This window comes from Pseudohoeflea suaedae (assembly GCF_004354915.1).
GTDB lineage: Bacteria > Pseudomonadota > Alphaproteobacteria > Rhizobiales > Rhizobiaceae > Pseudohoeflea > Pseudohoeflea suaedae.
This window is the reverse complement of sequence record NZ_SMSI01000001.1, coordinates 1432922-1451610: the sequence shown is the minus strand read 5'-3', so window position 1 is coordinate 1451610 and position 18689 is coordinate 1432922. Positions and strand designations below refer to the sequence as shown.

Here is an 18689-nt window from a genome sequence, read left to right as displayed (position 1 = left end):
CCGGTCCGGTGGAACCACGCCAGGCTCCGCCGGCCGAGGCTTTTGCCTGCCGCCCGCACGGGTTGATTGATCAATCAATCAATTCTATTCTTCGTCTTGAAGGAGCACTGCTCATGGCGAAGACAGGAATTGAAACAGAACGGCGCAAGGCGCTGACGGCTGCCGCGATCAAGGCCGTCGGCGCGCAGGGGTCGATGGACGTGACGATGGCCGACATCGCCGCACGCGCCGGCGTATCGCCTGCCCTCGCCCACCACTATTTCGGCTCCAAACAGGACCTGATGACCGCCTCCGTCCGTGCGCTGCTCGCCGAACTGAGGGCAGATACGGTAACCGCGCTCAGACAGACGCGGACACCGCGCGGCAGGGTTTCCGCGATCATTCAGGTTTCCTTCTCCGCCAAGCAGTTTTCAGGCGACATCGTCGCGGCCTGGCTCGCCTTCTACGTCGAGGCGCAGCGCAATGCGGCTCTCTCGCGGCTGCTCGGCATATACGGCCGCCGTCTGCACTCGAACCTCGTCAGCGGTCTGAAGCCGCTGGTCGGCGAATACGAGGCCGGCCGTATCGCGGAAGGCGCGGCCGCCATGATCGACGGACTTTATATCCGCAAGTCGCTCGGCTCGGCCGGCACCCGCGCTGAACCTGTCGCGCTGGTGGAAGACCACATCGAGACCCAGATCGCTTCGGTAAGGAGATTTGCCTGACATGAGTGCGCCGTCCCACCCCAATATCCTCGTCCTGATGGTCGACCAGCTCAATGGCAAGCTCTTTCCGGACGGTCCGGCAGATTTCCTGCATGCGCCCAATCTCAAGAAGCTCGCGGCGCGCTCCTGGCGCTTTTCCAACAACTACACGGCCTCTCCGCTTTGCGCGCCGGGCCGGGCGTCCTTCATGTCGGGCCAGTTGCCGCGCCGCACCCGCGTCTACGACAATGCCGCCGAGTTCGCCTCCGACATTCCTACCTTCGCGCATCATCTCCGGCGCGCGGGCTACCAGACCTGCCTGTCCGGCAAGATGCATTTCGTCGGCCCCGACCAGCTGCACGGTTTCGAGGAGCGGCTGACGACGGACATCTATCCCGCCGATTTCGGCTGGACCCCGGATTACCGCAAGCCCGGCGAGCGGATCGACTGGTGGTACCACAATCTCGGCTCGGTCACCGGCGCCGGCGTCGCGGAAACCTCGAACCAGATGGAATATGACGACGAGGTCGCCTTCTTCGCCAACCAGAAGCTCCACCAGCTCTCTCGCGAGAGCGAGGACGATGACCGCCGCCCCTGGCTCCTGACAGTGTCCTTCACCCATCCGCACGACCCTTACGTGGCGCGGCGAAAATACTGGGATCTCTACGAGGGCATCGACGAACTCAAGCCCGACGTCGACGCCATCGCCTTTGAGGACATGGATCCGCACTCCCAGCGTCTCTACAAGGCGAGCGATTGCGCCAATTTCGACATTACCGAAGAGAATATCCGCCGTTCGCGGCAGGCCTATTTCGCCAATATCTCCTATCTCGACGACAAGATCGGGATGCTGCTCGAAACGCTCGAAGCGACCCGCATGGACAAGGACACGGTGATCCTGTTCTGCTCGGACCATGGCGACATGCTGGGCGAGCGCGGCATGTGGTTCAAGATGAGCTTCTTCGAGGGGTCATCGCGCGTGCCGCTCATGATTGCCGTGCCCGGCAATGATGGCGGCTCGGTCGTGGCGCCCGTTTCCAATCTCGACATCGCCCCGACCATGGCGGATATCGCAGGCGTCTCGATCGCGGATATCGCGCCGTGGACCGATGGCGAGAGCCTGATGCCGCTCACACGCGGGACGGCCCGCACCTCGCCGGTGCTGATGGAATACGCGGCCGAAGGCTCCTATGCGCCGCTCGTGAGCATTCGGGAAGGCAGGTTCAAGTTCAACCATTGTGAGCTCGACCCGCCGCAACTGTTTGATCTTGAATCGGATCCGTTCGAACTCGACAATCTTGCCGGGGAGCCGGAATTCGCCGACCTGGTGGCCGGCTACATGGCCCGCGTGCGCGAGCGCTGGGACATGGCGGCCTACGACGCCGAGGTACGCCAGAGCCAGGCGCGCCGCTGGATCGTCTACGAGGCACTGCGCAACGGCTCCTACTATCCGTGGGATTTCCAGCCGCTGCAGCGGGCCTCCGAACGCTACATGCGCAACCACATGGATCTGAACGTGCTTGAGGAAAACAAGAGGTTTCCCCGCGGAGAATGACGAACCGATATGAACTCGAACGGGCCCACGCCCATTGCACGCACAACCGCGCAGAACTTGAGAAGAGCCGCCGCTGCGGCTGCTTCCACTGCGAATCCGTGTTTACGGCCAGCGCGGTCCTGCATTGGATCGACAAGAGCGAGCCAAGCGAGAAATGGACGGCGCTCTGCCCGAGCTGCGGGATCGACGCCGTGCTGGGGGATGCCGCCGGTTTCGGCATGAGCCCGGTCTTCCTCCGTGAAATGAGGGATCGATGGTTCGGCTCGGGCCGCGCCTGATCCCCTCCCCGCAAAGATACACAGACTCCAACCGCCAGAGGCCAGACACATGACCGCCGCACAGCCGAAAGCTTCCCACTATATCAACGGTGCCTATCGCGACGATACATCGGGCAAGTCCTTCGAGAGCCGCTACCCCGCAACCGGCGAGGTGATTGCGACGCTCAACAGCGCCTCCCTCCCGCTCGTGGATGAAGCCGTCGCCGCAGCCCGTGCCGCCCAGCCGGCCTGGGCGAGGATGACCGGGATCGAGCGCGGCCGCGTGCTGCGCAGGGCCGCCGACATCATCCGCGAGCGCAACGCGGAAATCTCCCGCATCGAGACGCTCGACACGGGCAAGGCGATCCAGGAAACGCTGGTGGCCGATGCCGCTTCGGCTGCCGACTGCCTCGAATATTTCGGCGGTCTGGCCGGCGGCATCACCGGGGAAACCGCCGATCTCGGTGGCGACTTCGTCTACACCCGCCGCGAGCCGCTTGGCGTCTGCGCCGGCATCGGAGCCTGGAACTATCCGATCCAGATCGCGGGGTGGAAGGCCGCGCCGGCGCTTGCCGCGGGCAACGCCTTTGTTTTCAAGCCTTCCGAAATGACTCCGCTGACAGCGCTTGTCCTGGCTGAAATCCTGACGGAAGCCGGCCTGCCCGACGGGGTCTTCAACGTGGTTCAGGGCTTTGGCGATGTCGGGGCGCACCTCGCCTCGCATCCGGGCGTCGACAAGATTTCGCTGACCGGCTCGGTGCCGACCGGCGAGAAGGTGATGGGCGCCGCCGCAACGACGCTCAAGGACATCACGATGGAGCTTGGCGGCAAGTCGCCGATCCTCGTTTTCGACGATGCCAATCTCGAAGACGCCGTCGGCGGCGCCATGCTCGGCAACTTCTACTCGACGGGCCAGATCTGCTCGAACGGCACCCGCGTCTTCGTCCAGCGCGGCGTCTATGACCGTTTCGTCGACCGTGTCAGCGAGCGCACGGAAGCCATCCGCATCGGCGATCCGCTGGATCCCGACACCCATCTGGGTCCGCTGATCTCGGCGGCACAGCTTGAAAAGGTGCTTGGCTATATCGAAACCGGCAGGACCGAAGGCGCACGTCTGGTGGCCGGAGGCAACGCGCTGTCCCTGCAGGGCTTCGAGAACGGCCACTACATCGCGCCCACCATCTTCGCCGACGTCACCGACGAGATGACCATCGCGCGCGAGGAGATATTCGGACCGGTGATGTCGATCCTTCCCTTCGACACCGAGGAAGAGGCGATCCGCCGCGCCAACGACACCGAGTTCGGTCTGGCGGCCGGCGTTTTCACCGCCGATCTCACCCGCGCCCACCGCGCGGTCGCCGCGCTCGAAGCCGGCACGACGTGGATCAACACCTACAACCTCACGCCCATCGAAGCTCCCTTCGGCGGCATCAAGCGCTCGGGCATCGGGCGCGAGAACTCCCGGGCGGCGCTGGACCACTATACGCGGCTCAAGAGCGTCTACGTCGCCAGCGGCCCGGTCGACAGCCCCTACTGAAGCACCTTCCGCCCAAGAACGTGAAGTCGAGGATTTTTCATGGAAGCTGATTTCGTCATCGTGGGCTCCGGCTCTGCCGGTTCGGCTCTTGCCGCCCGCCTTTCGGAGGACGGCAAGAACTCGGTCATCGTCATCGAATATGGCGGCTCCGATGCCGGACCGTTCATTCGCATGCCGGCAGCCCTGTCCTACCCGATGAACATGGGCATGTATGACTGGGGCTATTCGAGCGAACCGGAGCCCAATCTCGGCAACCGCCGCCTGGCGGCGCCCCGCGGCAAGGTCATCGGCGGCTCCTCCTCCATCAACGGCATGGTTTTCGTGCGCGGCCATGCGGAAGACTTCAACCACTGGTCCGAAATGGGCGCGACGGGATGGTCCTATGCCGACGTGCTCCCCTACTTCAAGCGGATGGAAACGTCGCACCAGCACGGGGGCATTGGCGGCGAGGCCGGATGGCGCGGCACCGACGGCCCGCTGAACGTCCGCCGCGGCGAGCTGAAGAACCCGCTGTTCAAGGCATTCATCGAGGCGGGACGCCAGGCGGGTTTCGGCGTGACCGAAGACTATAACGGCCGCCGGCAGGAAGGCTTCGGCGAGATGGAGCAGACGATCCATGACGGTCGTCGCTGGTCGGCCGCCGACGCCTATCTCAAGCCCGCGCTGAAGCGGCAAAACGTGAATCTGGTCAAGGGACTGGCACGCCGCGTTGTCATCGAGAATCACCGCGCCACAGGTGTCGAGATCGAGGTTCGGGGCCGGGTTCAGGTCATCAGGGCAAGGCGCGAAGTCGTGCTTGCCGCCTCGGCCTTCAACTCGCCGAAGCTATTGATGCTGTCGGGCATCGGACCGGCGGAGCATCTCGCGGCCCACGGCATCCAGGTCGTCGCCGACCGCCCGGGCGTCGGGTCCAACCTGCAGGATCACCTGGAGCTCTATATCCAGCAGGCGTCGACCAGGCCGGTCACGCTGAACGCTCATCTGAACCTCTTCTCTAAGGCGCTGATCGGTGCGCAGTGGCTTTTTCTCGGCAAGGGGCTCGGCACGTCCAACCAGTTCGAGGCGGCAGCCTTCGTCCGCTCGGCAGCCGGTGTCAAATATCCCGACATCCAGTTCCACTTCCTGCCGGGCGCGATCCGCTACGATGGCAAGGCGGCAGCAGCCGGGCACGGGTTCCAGGCCCATGTCGGGCCGATGCGCTCGCCATCGCGCGGCACGGTGCGGCTGAGATCGGACGACCCGAAGGCGGCCCCTGAGATCCGCTTCAACTACATGAGCAGGGAGGAGGACTGGCGCGACTTCCGCCACTGCATCCGCCTCACCCGCGAAATCTTCGGCCAGCAGGCCTTCGATGAATGGCGCGGCGAGGAGATATCTCCAGGCAGCCGGGTGCAGTCCGACGAGGACCTCAACGCCTTCATCCGCGACCACGCCGAGAGCGCCTACCACCCCTGCGGCACCTGCCGGATGGGGCGTGCGGACGACCCGATGGCCGTCGTCGATCCCGAAACCCGCGTGATCGGCGTCGAGGGTCTGCGGGTCGCTGATTCTTCCCTGTTTCCCCGCATCACCAACGGCAACCTCAACGGCCCGTCGATCATGACCGGGGAGAAGGCCGCCGACCACATTCTCGGCAGGACGCCGCTCGCGCCCTCGAACCTCGAACCGTGGATCAACCCGGACTGGGAAACGACGGACCGGCTGGTCGAGACGGCATAGCGCGTCCGGATGCCAATCCGGCCAACATGGTTAACGGGGAATTAACCAGGCGCGAGGCAATGTCGGGCCGGTATTCTTTCCGGCAGGGACGGGTTGGCTTCGCATCATGGCTCAGGCGCCGACGACATATGGACAGCTGTCATCCGGTTTCGGATATGGCGGCACGGAGCGCCTTTCCACATCATCCCCGCTGATCCGGCTGATTATCGTGATCCTGTGCTTTGCGGGGCTTTCGCTGATCCTGATATCGCTGCGCCCGTTCCAGGCGCAGAGCATCGTCGCGGAAATTCCCGATAGCGGCGACCAGCTCAAACAGGTCGGCTTTCTCGCCGCAGGGCTCGTTTTCGGCCTTGCCCTTCTCACCATGGCCGACCCGCGCAGGATCCGCAGCCTGATGACCCCGAGCTTCGCGCTTCTCGGCGGCCTCATCGCCTTCGAGATGCTTCGCGCACCCGACGGCATGGCGACGGTGCGCGCGCTGATCCTCACCGTGATCGGCATGATGATGACCCTTGCCCTCATCATCCTGCCCCGGACGGAGCGAGATTTCCGCAGCGCTCTGGCGCTGGCCGCGATTGCCCTGATGGCCGTTTCCTACGCCGGGATCATATTGCTGCCGGATCTCGCCATACACGGCTACGACGCCTATGAGCCCCAGCATGCGGGGCTCTGGCGCGGTCCGTTTTCGCACAAGAACGCCGCCGGGCCGGTGATGAGCGTGATCACCATCTTCGGGATCTACATGTTCAGGTCCGGAATGCGGTTCTCCGGCCTCGTCGTAGCCCTCGCCGCGTTCGTTTTCGTGCTGAAGACCGGCTCGAAGACCACCTCCGGCTTCCTGCCTTTGTCGATCCTGATCATCGGACTGGCCGCAGCGACCGGCAAGACATGGATCGCCATTCTCGTCCATGTCGTGGCGTTCTCGGCGGCAGCGGTGCTCACCCTCGGCGCGGCCTTCGACAAGGGGATCTTCTCCCTCGTTCGCTCGCTTCTCGGCGACGGAACCTATACCGGCCGGACGACGCTGTGGGAGTTCAACGCCTCGATGGTACCGAACCATCTCTGGTTCGGATACGGCTACGACAATTTCTGGCTCAAACCTCCCGTCCTCAGCCTCGACGAACCGTTCTGGGCGGCGTGGGACTATCGCTACATCATCCATGGCCACGAGAACTTTCTGGACATCCTCAACAATCTCGGCGTGGTGGGTGGATCCATCGTGTTCTGGGTGCTCTTCATCGGCCCCCTCTTCAACTACGCAAAGGCGCGGAAAATTCCGAACAACCGGAAGCTCGCCGACATGTTCGCCACCATCATCGTTTTTCTGACGCTGATGTCGCTTCTGGAAACCTTCTTCCTGCGCCGCGTCGACCCCATCTGGGCGATGCATTCGCTGGCGGTCTTCGGGCTGCACATCACCGCCCGCTTCGATCTCGGCGGCATCCACAGGCGCCGCCGGAAAGGGCGTCGCGTCGCACAGGCGTGATATTTTCCTGTCACATTTCCATTGAATAGAACGTATGCCCGCATGCGACGGTGCAAAAAGGATCGTCATTCCTCGCGACTTCGTGCGCCAGCAGCGATGATCGGCAGCGAAACGGAGAGTATCCATGCAAAACGCACGGGACGCGGCACACAGCCATAAATCGCGCCGTCATGACGAAGCACACGCACTTGCAGTCGAGCTTGCCAGGGTTCCCCTTGACGAGCGGCTGAGGCGGGCTGCCGAGCTTGGCCGTGCGGTGTTCACCACGTCTCTCGGTCTCGAGGATCAGGTCCTGACCGCAGCCATCGCCCGTTCGGGTGCGGCAATCGCGGTCAAGACGCTCGAAACCGGGCGTCTCTTTCCCGAGACGGTCGAGCTTATCGGCGTGACCCGCCAACGCTACGGCATCGAACTGGAAGAGGTTCATCCGGCGGAGGCCGACGTGCAGGCTTTCGTGAACGCCTACGGTCTCAACGGCTTTTACGAGAGCGTCGAGGCCCGTCACGCCTGCTGCGACGCGCGGAAAATGAAGCCGCTTGCCATTGCTCTTGCAAGCGCGGACGTCTGGATCACCGGCATACGCCGCGGCCAGTCGCAGAACCGCGCGGACACGCCGCTCGCCGAATACGATCCCGTCCGCGATCTCATCAAGATCAATCCGCTCGCGGACTACGATCTCGAAACCCTGAAGGATCTGGTGGCCATCGAGGACATCCCGGTCAATCCCCTGCATGCACGCGGCTTCCCCTCGATCGGCTGCGAGCCCTGCACCCGCGCCATCAAGCCGGGCGAACCCGAACGGGCCGGCCGCTGGTGGTGGGAAAACGACGAAAAGCGCGAATGCGGCCTGCACGTCCCCTCGGCTGCAAGCCCGATCAAGACAGAAGCCGGAAAGGCACACACGGCATGACTTCCACTCCCCATATCGTCGAGCACGGGCGCGGACGCCCGCCGCTCGATCCACACCTGAAGGCCCTCGAGAACGAGGCGATCCACATCTTCCGCGAAGTCGCGGCCGAATTCGAGCGTCCGGTGATGCTCTATTCGATCGGCAAGGATTCCTCGGTTCTCCTGCATCTGGCACGCAAGGCCTTCCATCCCGGAAAGATCCCCTTCCCGCTGCTTCACGTCGACACGACCTGGAAGTTCGCGGAAATGATCGAATTTCGCGACCGGATCGCTCAGGAATACGATCTGGATCTTCATGTGCATACCAATCCGCGCGGCCGTGAGGAGAACATCACTCCGTTCACCCATGGCTCCGCGCGCTACACCGACATCATGAAGACCGAGGCGCTGCGCCAGGCGCTCGACGCCGGCAAGTATGATGCGGCCTTCGGTGGCGCACGACGCGACGAGGAAGCCTCGCGCGCCAAGGAACGCATCTACTCGTTCCGCACGCCCGATCACCGCTGGGACCCGCGCAACCAGCGCCCCGAACTCTGGTCGATCTATAACGGCATGATCCGCCCCGGCGAGAGCGTCCGTGCGTTCCCGCTGTCAAACTGGACCGAGGTCGATATCTGGCGCTACATCGAAGCCGAAGAGATCCCGCTCGTGCCGCTCTACTATGCGGCAAAGCGCAAGTTCGTCGAGCGCGACGGCATGCTGATGATGGCCGAGGACGAGCGGTTCGAACCGCTTCCCGGCGAGACGATCCAGGAAGACTTCATCCGCTTCCGCACGCTCGGCTGCTGGCCGCTCACGGGCGCCATCCGTTCGCGCGCCTCCAACCTCACCGAAGTTATCGACGAGCTCGAAATCGCCACGGTCTCCGAGCGGCAAGGCCGCGCGATCGACCGCGACCAGTCGGGCTCCATGGAAAAGAAAAAGCGCGAGGGATATTTCTGATGACCGCACCCTCAACTCCCGCCGTCAGCCTCGTCAACTTCGAGGACGACGCGCCTGCACCCCAGCATGCCGGCAAGGATTCCAGGCCGCTGCGCTTCATCACCTGCGGCTCCGTCGATGACGGCAAGTCGACGCTGATCGGCCGGCTGCTCTGGGACACCAAGGCCGTCAAGGAAGACCAGGCGGCAGCGCTGTCGCGCGATTCCACCGGCAAGCAGAACGATCTCGGGCTTCCCGATTTCGCCCTGCTGCTGGACGGGCTGCAGGCCGAGCGCGAACAGGGCATCACCATCGATGTCGCCTATCGCTATTTCTCGACCGACAAGCGCGCCTTCATCGTCGCCGATACGCCCGGCCACGTGCAGTACACCCGCAACATGGCGACCGGCGCCTCGACCGCCGATCTCGCCGTGCTTCTGGTCGATGCGCGCACCGGTCTCCTCGAGCAGACCCGCAGGCATGCCACGATCGCGGCGCTCATGGGCATCCGTCAGTTCGTGCTGGCGGTCAACAAGATCGACCTCACCGATTACGACGAGGCCGGCTATCACAAGATCGCGCGCGATTTCCGCGAACTGGCGCTGACACTCGGCGTCAACAACGTGGTGTCGATCCCCGTCTCCGCGCTGAAGGGCGAGAACATCGTTCTTTCCGCCAAGGCATCGATGCCGTGGTATGACGGCCCCACGCTTGTCGAGGTACTCGAACGCGCCACCCAGCGCGGCGGACAGTCGACCGGTTTCCGGCTTTCGGTCCAGCGCGTCTCCCGCCCCGGCGAAGGGTTTCGCGGCTATCAGGGCACCGTCTCCGGCGGCTCGATCAAGCCGGGCGACAGTGTCGTGGTCCTGCCCTCGGGCGTGGAAGCCAACGTCAAGCAGATCGTCACCTTCGACCTGATCCGCAACGCCGCGGTATCGGGCGATGCGATAACCCTGGTGCTGGACCGTCCGGTCGACATCGCCCGCGGCGACATGATCGTGGCGCTCGACCAGCGTCCGCAGACCGGCACCGCGTTCTCCGCACGCCTCGTGGCGCTGTCGCCGGATGCCATCGAACCGGGCAAGCGCTACTGGCTGAAGGCCGGCTCGCGTCGTCAGCGTGTCACCGTGACGCCGACCCAGAATCTCGATCTCAATTCGGGCAAATGGCAGCCGGCGACCACGCTGCCGCTGAACGCCATCGGAACCGCCGATCTCGATTTCGACGAAGCGGCAATCTTCGACGCCTACGAGACCAATCGTCAGACCGGCGCGTTCATCCTGATCGATCCCGACACCAACAACACGGTGGCCGGCGGCATGATCCAGGGCCGGCGGAAGTCATCCGATGGCCTTGCCCGCGACGGTGCCGACAAGGTGACGGTGACGATCCCCGCGCATCTGCTCGAAGCATTCCGCGCAAGCGACTTTGCCCGCGACCATGCCGGCGAAATCCGGATTTCGGCTGACGAGGACGAGTAGTCTTCCCGTGATCGGCCGGCCCCTTACTTCCAGAAGGGGCCGGCCTTCTCCAGATCCTTCCAGAGATCGGCGGCGTGCGCCCATTCAAGCCGCGCCTTGACCTTTCCCGATCCGATGACCCAGCCGATCGCGCGCTGCAGGCCGGGGTCCGTCTCTTCGATCAGACCCGCATCCCGAAAGAGCTGGCGCGCCACGTTTGCATCCACGACATCGCCGAGAACCGTCTGGATAGACTTGAGCTGCCCGAGGAACGCCTTGACGTCCTTCTTCCTGTACAGCGGGGCGAAGAACTCGACGAGATAACGGAGCTTCTTGAGCTCCTTGCGCAGTTCGTGTCGCCCCTCGATCTCGAGTTTACCGACCTCGTCTCCCGCCTTCTTCCGCGCCTTGTGCCAGCGTCTGGACAGCGCCTTTTCGGCAAAGCCGGAAAGAGGCTGGTCAAGATCGCCGGCTTCGGCGCTGCCCTCGCCCAGAGTTTCGGACATCAGCGACAGGTCGAGCAGGAAACCTTGGGTGCGCACGTCGCCAAGCAGTGCGCGCAGCCTGGCGCGCCGGCTTGCGGCCTGGCGTTGGAGAGCTGAAATCAGTGCCTCGAAACCGGTCTCCTCGGGATTGGCCTCGGCGAGCGGGCGGATGACATCGGCAATCACGGCTTCGATGTCACGCAATTCTCCCGCGCCGGAAAAAAGCCAGCGGGCATCTGCCGCCAGGAGACGCAAGCGGGTTTCGTCGGCCACCGGTCCGAAGACCATGAGGAGGCTTCTGAGACGCCTGAGACCGATCCGCAGCTGGTGGGGGCCTTCCGGTTCGATGGTCTGCTCGACCACCGGGATGTTGAGGGAAATCTGCTCGATACATTCACGAAACGTTGCACGCATGGCGTCCCGCACGCTCTCATCGGGATCGAGCGCAACGGGCCTGGCGCGGCGCGCCGTGGGTTCGGGTTCGATCACGCCTTTCTCGGCCAGCATGTAGCCACGCTCGGCCTTGGAGAAGCGTGAAAACCGCAAACCCCCTTCCGGAAACAGTTTTCCCGCCAGCGCATAAAGCGAGCGTGCTTCGCCCTCGACCAACTCGATCTCGACTTCGCAGAAATCGACGGAATGGTCGCCGGCGGAAATCAGGCCGGTATCGAGCGCGAGCTCGACCACCGAGCCGTCATCGAGATGGATCTTGTCGGCGCGGCGATTGATCATCGTCCAGCAGACCGGCTCGACCGGATCGTCGCCGATCTTCGAGCGGACCTTCCTTCGTGCCTTGTCATCCGGAATGGCCAGAAGCTCGACCGTCTTGCCGGGCACCTCCACCTCGAACTCCTCGGCCCGCGACAGGCCGGCATTGAGCCGCCGCTTGTATTTGACCGTCTGGAGCCACCTGTCGCCGTCGCGGCGGATACGCAGCGATATTCCTGCCTTGCGCAGCCGCTTGTCCGGTGTGTCGTAATAGATGCTTTCAAGCTGGCGTACGGACGGTTCGGCATGGGCATAGCCGAGTTCGATGGCGCGGTTCCAGACCGGCCTTCCCCGTCCCTCCTCGACCATGAACTTGAGTTCGATCTCGCTCACAGACGTACTCCATACTACCCGGCGTCCCGATCAGGGACGGCTCTTTTGCCATGACCATGCATCAGGCTGGCGATAGATTGCAAATATTGCAGTTTGAAGAAGAAGCCCGTGGCGATCTGGGGACAACGAAAAACCCCGGCCGTTTCGGGCCGGGGCTTCACAGTCAAACAGCAAGAAGCCGCTTGTTTCTGAATCGCTTACGCGGCCTGGTGAAGGCGCGAGTAGAAGAGCGGGCCGGAGGACAGGGTCCGTGCTGCCTTGGCGCCGGCGAGCACGGCCAGATCGATGAGCGGCTCGAGCACGATCACCAGCATGTAGGCTGCACCGAACGAGCCGATCGAGGCCAGGTTGGCGGCCGTGAAGCCGTGACCGTAGAGCGCCCAGAAGCCGACCCAGCCGACGATACCGGCCTGGTAGGCGCTCGACAGCGCCAGCGCCTGACCGTAGCCCAGATCGACGTATGCCGTATCCTTGCGGATGATCTTCCCGGCAAGCACGGAAACGCCCCAGAGCGGCACCAGAAGCGTGGTGACGTTCATGCCGTATTGCGGCAGGTCGAAAGGTGCGAAGAACAGGCCCTGCAGGAGAAGTCCCATGGCCAGACCGATGGCAGCCGGGCCGGCGCCAAAGAGAAGATAGAGCGTCGAGCCGAGAATGAGGTGAACTTCGGATACGCCGACCGGGTAGTGCGGCAGGATTTCGAAGAACGAGAAAACGAGGCCGGTGGCAATCACCGAACGCGACAGAAGGGCTGAAACGCCGCCTTCCTCGCCGAGGGTTTTTGCCGACATCCTGGCTGCGAGGCCGAGCGAGGCGATTGCGGTCGCATAGCTGAGCGCGATCTTGGCGCCGTCGACGACGCCGGGTTCGATATGCATCTGTGTGCTCCTGTCCGCACCCACCGTGCGGTTCCGGGTTGAAGGTTGGACATTTCCGTCCGCTGGATGGCAGGTTTCCTGGCTCGCGGTTCTCGCCTCATCCGCCTTCCCGGCACATTCGCGCCAGTGGCATGTCCGGATTCGGCAACCGCTTACAGTTGCGGGGGCAGCCACGGTTTCGGTCCCTGATGGGTACGCCTCACCGTGTTCCCTTTTACATCCCGCCTCGCTTCGTCTGACGCGGGAACCATCGCCGACCAACCTATGCGAACCGCGCAACACCCCGCAAGTGGCGAAAGAGACAATTCATTGGCTATGGGCGACGTCGTACAGACCTGCAGTCTTACGCACCCTTCGGGCGGAACGCCTTTATGAAGCCTTCATTGGCCTCGACACGGCCGGCGCCGATCAAGTCGAGGCAATAGGGTATGGCCGGGAAGACGGCCTTCAGGCAGGTGTCGATCGCGGCAGGCTTGCCGGGCACATTGACGATCAGCGTCGTGCCGCGCACGCCTGCCGTCTGACGCGAGAGGATGGCCGTCGGCACCTCCTCGAGGCTTACCCGGCGCATCAGTTCGCCAAAGCCGGGCAGTTCCATGGTGATGACTTCACGCATGGCTTCCGGTGTCAGGTCGCGCGGGCTCGGGCCCGTGCCGCCGGTGGTCAGGATCAAATCCGCCTTCTCGTTGTCGCAAAGATCGATCAGCGTATCGCGCACGCTCTCCATGCCGTCCGGGACGATGCGGCGGACCATCTCGAAATCCGAGGCTATCGCCTTGCGGCACCAGTCCTCCAGCGCCGGGCCGGACTTGTCCTCATACTCGCCCTTGCTGGCGCGGTCGGAAATGGTAACGGCGACGATCTTCATGCGGCACTCCTTCGCTCTCAACACGAGACCTAGTGGAAAAGGAGCGGCAGGAAAAGCGCTGGCCCGTTTCGCCAAGGGCCGTCATCAAACCTTCACAGGCAAACATGCAAGGGGATAGCGCCCCAAGCGGGTTGGCAAGCCGGAACGCCGGGAGTATCCGGATGCAGCCAGTCGCGCGGGGATCATCCCTGCCCTTACCGCATTCCGAAAGGACGCCTTCATGGCCGACAATTCCGACCGCCTCTCCTTTGCCATCGATCTCGCCCAGCGCGCAGGTTCGAGCGCGCTTGCCTCGTTCCGCAAGCTCGAAACGCTGACCATCGAGAAAAAAGGCCATCAGGATCTGGTATCGGAAGCCGATCGCGACACCGAAACATTCATCCGTGCGGAGATTGCCAAGGCTTATCCGGATGATGCGATTGTCGGGGAAGAGCATGCGCCAACATCCGGCACCTCCGGATGGACCTGGGTCATCGACCCGATCGACGGTACCGCCAATTTCGTCTCCGGCATTCCGCAATGGTGCGTGATCATCGCAGCCGTCAAGGATGGCGAGATCGAAGTCGGCGTCATCGAGGAACCCTGCAGCGGCGAGACCTTCTCCGCCGCACGCGGCAAGGGCGCCTTCGTCAACGGCCGTCCGATGAAGGTGTCGGACGCCACGAGCCTCGGCGAAGGTTCGGTCGGCGCGGGCTATGCGGCCCGGGAAGACGAGAAGGCCGCAATTGCCGTTCTCGCCGACCTTCTCGGACAGGGCGGCATGTTCTTCCGCAACGCGTCCGGCGGCCTGATGCTCGCCTATGCCGCCGCGGGCCGGCTGATCGGCTATATCGAGGAATCGATGAACCCGTGGGACTGCCTTGCCGGAATGCTGATGATCACCGAAGCGGGCGGCACGGTGCTGATGCCGGCGCCGGAAGCACTTACGGCCCAGCGCGTTCCCCTCGTCGCCGGTGGCCCCGGCGTCTATGACGCGATCGAGACACTGGCCAGGACCCATCTGCCGACCGTCTGATACCCGGACGGTCCGACCAATCGACCAGCGCAGACGACGCCAAAACAGGCACCCCGAAGAGGTGCCCAACGACTGTGCATTTTTATGGGATTTCGCAATGTTCGAGCATTGCCAACCCCAAGGTAGTCTTTTAACGTTTGGTCAAAATTTCAAGAAAACGGGACCAGTTTCAAACAGGAGCGTCTGACATGTCGAACTCTTCGAATTTCCTCTTCAAGCGTCGCCAGATTCTGGCGGCGAGCGCGCTCGGCGCCCTCGCCCTGACCGCACCCGGGCTCCTTGGCACGGCTTACGCGGAAGACCCGATCAAGGTCGCCGCCATCTACACCGTGCCGGTGGAGCAGCAGTGGGTGAGCCGCATCCACAAGGCGGCCCTCGCCGCCCAGGAACGCGGCGACATCGAATATGTCTTCTCGGAAAGCGTTTCCAACAACGATTATGAGCGCGTGATGCGGGAATATGCGGAAGCCGGCAACGAGTTGATCGTCGGCGAGGCCTTCGCCGTGGAAGACGCCGCCCGCGCGGTCGCCGACGATTATCCGGACAAGGCGTTCCTCATCGGTTCGTCCTTCAAGCCCGACGACGCGCATCCCAACTTCGCGGTCTTCGACAACTATATCCAGGACGCCTCCTACCTGACCGGCATCATTGCAGGCGCGATGACCAAGACCAACAATATCGGCATGGTCGGCGGCTATCCGATCCCGGAAGTCAACCGCCTGATGCAGGCCTTCATGGCGGGCGCCAAGGAGATCAATCCGGACGTGAAGTTCCAGGTGGCCTTCATCGGTTCGTGGTTCGATCCGCCCAAGGCCAAGGAAACCGCTTTCGCGCAGATCGATGCGGGTGCGGATATCCTCTACGCCGAGCGCTTCGGTGTTTCCGACGCAGCCAAGGAGAAGGGCCTGCTCGCCATCGGCAACGTGATCGACACCCAGGCCGACTACCCGGACACGGTCGTGGCCTCGGCGATCTGGCACTTCGAGCCGACGCTCGACGCGGCCATCGAGAAGGTCAAGGCCGGCAACTTCAAGGCTGAAGACTACGGCGTCTATTCCTTCATGAAGGAGGGCGGCGCCTCTCTCGCTCCGCTCGGCACTTTCGAAGGCAAGGTTCCGGAAGAGGCCATGAAGATGGTCGACGAAAAGCGCGAAGCCATCACGTCCGGCGCGTTCACCGTCGAGATCAACGACGAGGAGCCGAAGTCCAACTGATGGACGAGAATGCTGCGGGAAAGGCGGAGGAGGTTCTCCGCCTTTCGGGGATCACAAAACGTTTCGGCAAACTGACCGCGAACAACGCCATCTCGCTGACGCTCAGGCGCGGCGAGGTGGTGGCGCTCCTTGGCGAGAACGGTGCCGGCAAGACAACGTTGATGAACATTCTTTTCGGCCACTACACGGCCGATGAGGGCGACATCGAGGTCTTCGGCGAACGCCTCGCCCCGGGCGATCCCCGCGCAGCGCTTAATGCAGGCGTCGGCATGGTGCATCAGCACTTCACGCTCGCCGAACAGATGAGCGTTCTCGACAATATCGCCCTCGGCACGCAGTCGATCTGGCGCCCCTTTCTCGACCGCAGGGCCGCACGCGAGCGCATTTCGAAGCTCGCAGCCGATTACGGCCTCGCAGTCGACCCCGACAGGCAGATCAGCGACCTTTCCGTTGGCGAACGCCAGCGCGTCGAAATCCTCAAGGCGCTCTACCGCGATGCCCGCATTCTCATACTCGACGAGCCGACAGCCGTTCTGACCCCGATGGAGGTCGAGGCGCTCTTCAACACGCTGAAGAAACTGGTCGCGGACGGTCTGTCGGTCATCTTCATTTCGCACAAGCTTCACGAGGTGATGGCTGTCTGCGATCGCGTCGTCGTGTTGCGTTCGGGCACCGTGGCCGGTGCACGCCAGATCGGCGAAACCGATACGCACGACCTCGCCCAGCTGATGGTCGGCTCCGAACTTCCCCAGGACGACGTCTCGCCCGCCATCCCGGGCAAGGTGCTTTTCGCCCTGGAGAAGGCGTCGACCAAAGCCGAGGGTGGCGCGGGCCTCGACGCCATCACGCTCGAACTGCGCGCCGGTGAAATCACCGGGCTTGCCGGCATTTCCGGCAACGGCCAAGCAGCACTTGCCGCGGCAATCGCCGGCACGCTGCCGCTGACGTCGGGGTCGATCCGGATCCACGGTGAAACGATGAGCGGCTGGAGCCCGCGCAAGGCGCTCGCCAACAAGCTCGGCCGCATTCCGGAGGATCGCCACGCGACCGGCATGATCGGCGACATGAGCGTGGCGGAAAACGTCATCTCCGAGGCCTATCCGACCCGTCGCTTCTCCCGCTTCGGCATCATCGACTGGAACGCTGCCGCGGCCTTCGCCCGCGAGATCATCGCGGACTACGACGTCAAATGCCCGTCCGAGAATGCACGCGTGCGGCTTCTGTCGGGCGGCAACATGCAGAAGCTCATTCTCGGCCGGGCGCTCGATGGCGATCCGGACGTCATCCTCGCCAGCCAGCCGACGCGCGGGCTCGATATCGGCGCGGTTTCCTATGTGCACCGCAAGCTGATCGAGGCGCGCGACCGCGGTGCGGCCATCCTCCTGATCTCCGAGGATCTCGACGAAATCCAGTCGCTGTCCGACCGCATCGTGGTCATGTCGGAGGGCCGGCTATCGGCACCTTCCCTGCGCGGCGAACGCAGCCAGCGCGAACTCGGCATCCTGATGGCCGGTCACGGCATGGATCAGGGCCCTGCGGGAGACACCATCCATGCGGCTTGAACCCCGCCCCAACCCGTCGCTTGCGCGCACGCTCGGCTTCACCGCGCTTGCCATCGCGGGTGCCGTGATCTTTTCCTCGATCCTCGTGATGCTGGCGGGCGCCAATCCGTTCAACGTCTTCTCGCTGGTGATCAAGGGTGCCGCCGGAACACAGTTCGCGCTTCTGGAAACGCTGACGCGCGCCACGCCGCTCATCTTCACCGGCCTGGCCGTTGCGGTTGCCTTCCGCGCGCGGCTCTGGAACATCGGGGCGGAAGCCCAGCTCTATATCGGCGCGGTGATGACCGTGGTGCTCGGCACCGGGGCGATCACCATTCCGTCGTTCGGGCTGATCCCGATCATCATGGTCGCGGCGATGCTGGCAGGCGCCCTCGTTCTGCTCGGCCCGGCAATCCTGAAGACCCGTTTCGGCGTGGACGAAGTGGTGACCACGCTGCTTCTCAACTTCATCGTGATCCTGTTCGTCTCGCTTCTGCTCGAAGGTCCGCTCAAGGACCCGATGGGGCTCGGCTGGCCGCAATCCAAACGCATCATCGCCGAAGCCAAGCTGCCGCGCATCATAACGGGCAAGCGGCTGCATTACGGGTTCGTTCTCGCCATCGTGTCGGCCGGCATCGTCTGGTTCATCATGAAGAAGACCGTGCTCGGCTACGAGATGCGCGCCGTCGGCCACAACGCGGAAGCCGCGCGCTTTGCCGGCATTCCGGTCAATCGCGTGATCGCCAAGACAGCGCTGATTTCAGGCGGCCTTGCGGCACTGGCCGGCTTCTCGGAAGTCGCGGGCCTGAAGGGCAACCTGACGCTCGATCTGTCGCCGGGATACGGCTACACCGGCATCGTCGTCGCCATGCTCGCCATGCTCAATCCGCTCGGCGTCGTGCTCGCCGCGATCTTCGTGGCCGGCATCTTCGTCGGAGCCGATGCCATGAGCCGGTCGGCAAACGTTCCGAGCTACATCGCCCAGGTCATGGTCGCCTCCGCCCTTCTCACCATGGTCACCGCCATGATGCTCATGCGCTACCGGATCAGGTGGAAGTAA

At 63.6% G+C, this 18689-nt stretch carries 16 protein-coding genes and 1 riboswitch; of the genes, 13 read left to right on the top strand and 3 right to left on the bottom strand.

Features of this window, described 5'->3' with window-relative positions; genetic code table 11:
* Positions 1–113: 113 nt before the first annotated feature.
* From betI to cysN, 9 genes are all read left to right on the top strand, one after another.
* Positions 114–704 carry a choline-binding transcriptional repressor BetI gene (gene betI, locus E2A64_RS06775; protein ID WP_133283626.1) on the top strand — a complete coding sequence of 197 codons (591 nt, stop codon included), beginning with the start codon at positions 114–116 and terminating at the stop codon, positions 702–704.
* A gap of 1 nt (position 705) precedes the next feature.
* Entirely contained in the window at positions 706–2238 is a 1533-nt protein-coding gene (gene betC, locus E2A64_RS06770) for a choline-sulfatase (RefSeq protein ID WP_133283625.1), read from the top strand.
* The gene (locus E2A64_RS06765) at positions 2235–2516 is read left to right on the top strand and encodes a cytoplasmic protein (RefSeq protein ID WP_133283624.1); all 282 of its coding nucleotides are present in this window, start codon (positions 2235–2237) and stop codon (positions 2514–2516) included. The genes betC and E2A64_RS06765 overlap by 4 nt, the downstream gene beginning before the upstream one ends.
* Positions 2517–2565: 49 nt before the next feature.
* Positions 2566–4032 carry a betaine-aldehyde dehydrogenase gene (gene betB / locus E2A64_RS06760; RefSeq protein WP_133283623.1) on the top strand — a complete coding sequence of 489 codons (1467 nt, stop codon included), beginning with the start codon at positions 2566–2568 and terminating at the stop codon, positions 4030–4032.
* A 39-nt stretch (positions 4033–4071) separates the two neighbouring features.
* Positions 4072–5751, top strand: coding sequence for a choline dehydrogenase (gene betA, locus E2A64_RS06755; RefSeq protein ID WP_133283622.1), 1680 nt, complete (start codon positions 4072–4074; stop codon positions 5749–5751).
* Between the two features lie 106 nt (positions 5752–5857).
* Positions 5858–7237 carry an O-antigen ligase family protein gene (locus E2A64_RS06750; protein WP_133283621.1) on the top strand — a complete coding sequence of 460 codons (1380 nt, stop codon included), beginning with the start codon at positions 5858–5860 and terminating at the stop codon, positions 7235–7237.
* A 124-nt stretch (positions 7238–7361) separates the two neighbouring features.
* Positions 7362–8147, top strand: coding sequence for a phosphoadenylyl-sulfate reductase (locus E2A64_RS06745; protein WP_133283620.1), 786 nt, complete (start codon positions 7362–7364; stop codon positions 8145–8147).
* Positions 8144–9088 (top strand): sulfate adenylyltransferase subunit CysD, encoded by a 945-nt coding sequence (gene cysD, locus E2A64_RS06740; RefSeq protein WP_133283619.1) that lies wholly within the window; start codon positions 8144–8146, stop codon positions 9086–9088. The genes E2A64_RS06745 and cysD overlap by 4 nt, the downstream gene beginning before the upstream one ends.
* Complete coding sequence (gene cysN, locus E2A64_RS06735) at positions 9088–10548, top strand: sulfate adenylyltransferase subunit CysN (protein ID WP_133283618.1); 1461 nt, start codon at positions 9088–9090, stop codon at positions 10546–10548. The genes cysD and cysN overlap by 1 nt, the downstream gene beginning before the upstream one ends.
* A 23-nt stretch (positions 10549–10571) precedes the next feature.
* Here the strand turns inward: cysN and E2A64_RS06730 are convergent, their stop codons facing one another.
* From E2A64_RS06730 to mog, 3 genes are all read right to left on the bottom strand, one after another.
* Entirely contained in the window at positions 10572–12113 is a 1542-nt protein-coding gene (locus E2A64_RS06730; protein WP_133283617.1) for a CYTH and CHAD domain-containing protein, read from the bottom strand.
* Positions 12114–12310: 197 nt separating this feature from the next.
* The gene (locus tag E2A64_RS06725) at positions 12311–12991 is read right to left on the bottom strand and encodes an energy-coupling factor ABC transporter permease (protein ID WP_133283616.1); all 681 of its coding nucleotides are present in this window, start codon (positions 12989–12991) and stop codon (positions 12311–12313) included.
* A gap of 49 nt (positions 12992–13040) precedes the next feature.
* Positions 13041–13258, bottom strand: a riboswitch (cobalamin riboswitch).
* 76 nt (positions 13259–13334) lie between these two features.
* Positions 13335–13859 (bottom strand): molybdopterin adenylyltransferase, encoded by a 525-nt coding sequence (mog, locus tag E2A64_RS06720; protein ID WP_133283615.1) that lies wholly within the window; start codon positions 13857–13859, stop codon positions 13335–13337.
* Positions 13860–14079: 220 nt separating this feature from the next.
* Here mog and E2A64_RS06715 point away from each other — a divergent pair, with 220 nt between their 5' ends.
* The 4 genes from E2A64_RS06715 to E2A64_RS06700 all read left to right on the top strand — a co-directional run bounded on the left by E2A64_RS06715 (position 14080) and on the right by E2A64_RS06700 (position 18689).
* Positions 14080–14874, top strand: coding sequence for an inositol monophosphatase family protein (locus E2A64_RS06715; RefSeq protein WP_133283614.1), 795 nt, complete (start codon positions 14080–14082; stop codon positions 14872–14874).
* 188 nt (positions 14875–15062) lie between these two features.
* Entirely contained in the window at positions 15063–16088 is a 1026-nt protein-coding gene (locus tag E2A64_RS06710) for a BMP family protein (protein WP_133283613.1), read from the top strand.
* Positions 16088–17650, top strand: coding sequence for an ABC transporter ATP-binding protein (locus E2A64_RS06705; protein WP_133283612.1), 1563 nt, complete (start codon positions 16088–16090; stop codon positions 17648–17650). Before E2A64_RS06710 ends, E2A64_RS06705 begins: the two co-directional genes overlap by 1 nt.
* Positions 17640–18689 carry an ABC transporter permease gene (locus E2A64_RS06700; RefSeq protein ID WP_133283611.1) on the top strand — a complete coding sequence of 350 codons (1050 nt, stop codon included), beginning with the start codon at positions 17640–17642 and terminating at the stop codon, positions 18687–18689. The genes E2A64_RS06705 and E2A64_RS06700 overlap by 11 nt, the downstream gene beginning before the upstream one ends.

Excerpts from the sequence above, each read along its gene's own strand:
- betI (WP_133283626.1), top strand. The coding sequence starts at position 114 with ATGGCGAAGACAGGAATTGAAACAGAACGGCGCAAGGCGCTGACGGCT.
- E2A64_RS06765 (WP_133283624.1), top strand. The coding sequence starts at position 2,235 with ATGACGAACCGATATGAACTCGAACGGGCCCACGCCCATTGCACGCAC.
- E2A64_RS06700 (WP_133283611.1), top strand. The coding sequence starts at position 17,640 with ATGCGGCTTGAACCCCGCCCCAACCCGTCGCTTGCGCGCACGCTCGGC.
- betB (WP_133283623.1), top strand. The coding sequence starts at position 2,566 with ATGACCGCCGCACAGCCGAAAGCTTCCCACTATATCAACGGTGCCTAT.
- E2A64_RS06745 (WP_133283620.1), top strand. The coding sequence starts at position 7,362 with ATGCAAAACGCACGGGACGCGGCACACAGCCATAAATCGCGCCGTCAT.
- cysN (WP_133283618.1), top strand. The coding sequence starts at position 9,088 with ATGACCGCACCCTCAACTCCCGCCGTCAGCCTCGTCAACTTCGAGGAC.
- mog (WP_133283615.1), bottom strand. The coding sequence starts at position 13,859 with ATGAAGATCGTCGCCGTTACCATTTCCGACCGCGCCAGCAAGGGCGAG.
- E2A64_RS06710 (WP_133283613.1), top strand. The coding sequence starts at position 15,063 with ATGTCGAACTCTTCGAATTTCCTCTTCAAGCGTCGCCAGATTCTGGCG.
- E2A64_RS06705 (WP_133283612.1), top strand. The coding sequence starts at position 16,088 with ATGGACGAGAATGCTGCGGGAAAGGCGGAGGAGGTTCTCCGCCTTTCG.
- E2A64_RS06750 (WP_133283621.1), top strand. The coding sequence starts at position 5,858 with ATGGCTCAGGCGCCGACGACATATGGACAGCTGTCATCCGGTTTCGGA.
- betC (WP_133283625.1), top strand. The coding sequence starts at position 706 with ATGAGTGCGCCGTCCCACCCCAATATCCTCGTCCTGATGGTCGACCAG.
- E2A64_RS06715 (WP_133283614.1), top strand. The coding sequence starts at position 14,080 with ATGGCCGACAATTCCGACCGCCTCTCCTTTGCCATCGATCTCGCCCAG.
- betA (WP_133283622.1), top strand. The coding sequence starts at position 4,072 with ATGGAAGCTGATTTCGTCATCGTGGGCTCCGGCTCTGCCGGTTCGGCT.
- cysD (WP_133283619.1), top strand. The coding sequence starts at position 8,144 with ATGACTTCCACTCCCCATATCGTCGAGCACGGGCGCGGACGCCCGCCG.
- E2A64_RS06725 (WP_133283616.1), bottom strand. The coding sequence starts at position 12,991 with ATGCATATCGAACCCGGCGTCGTCGACGGCGCCAAGATCGCGCTCAGC.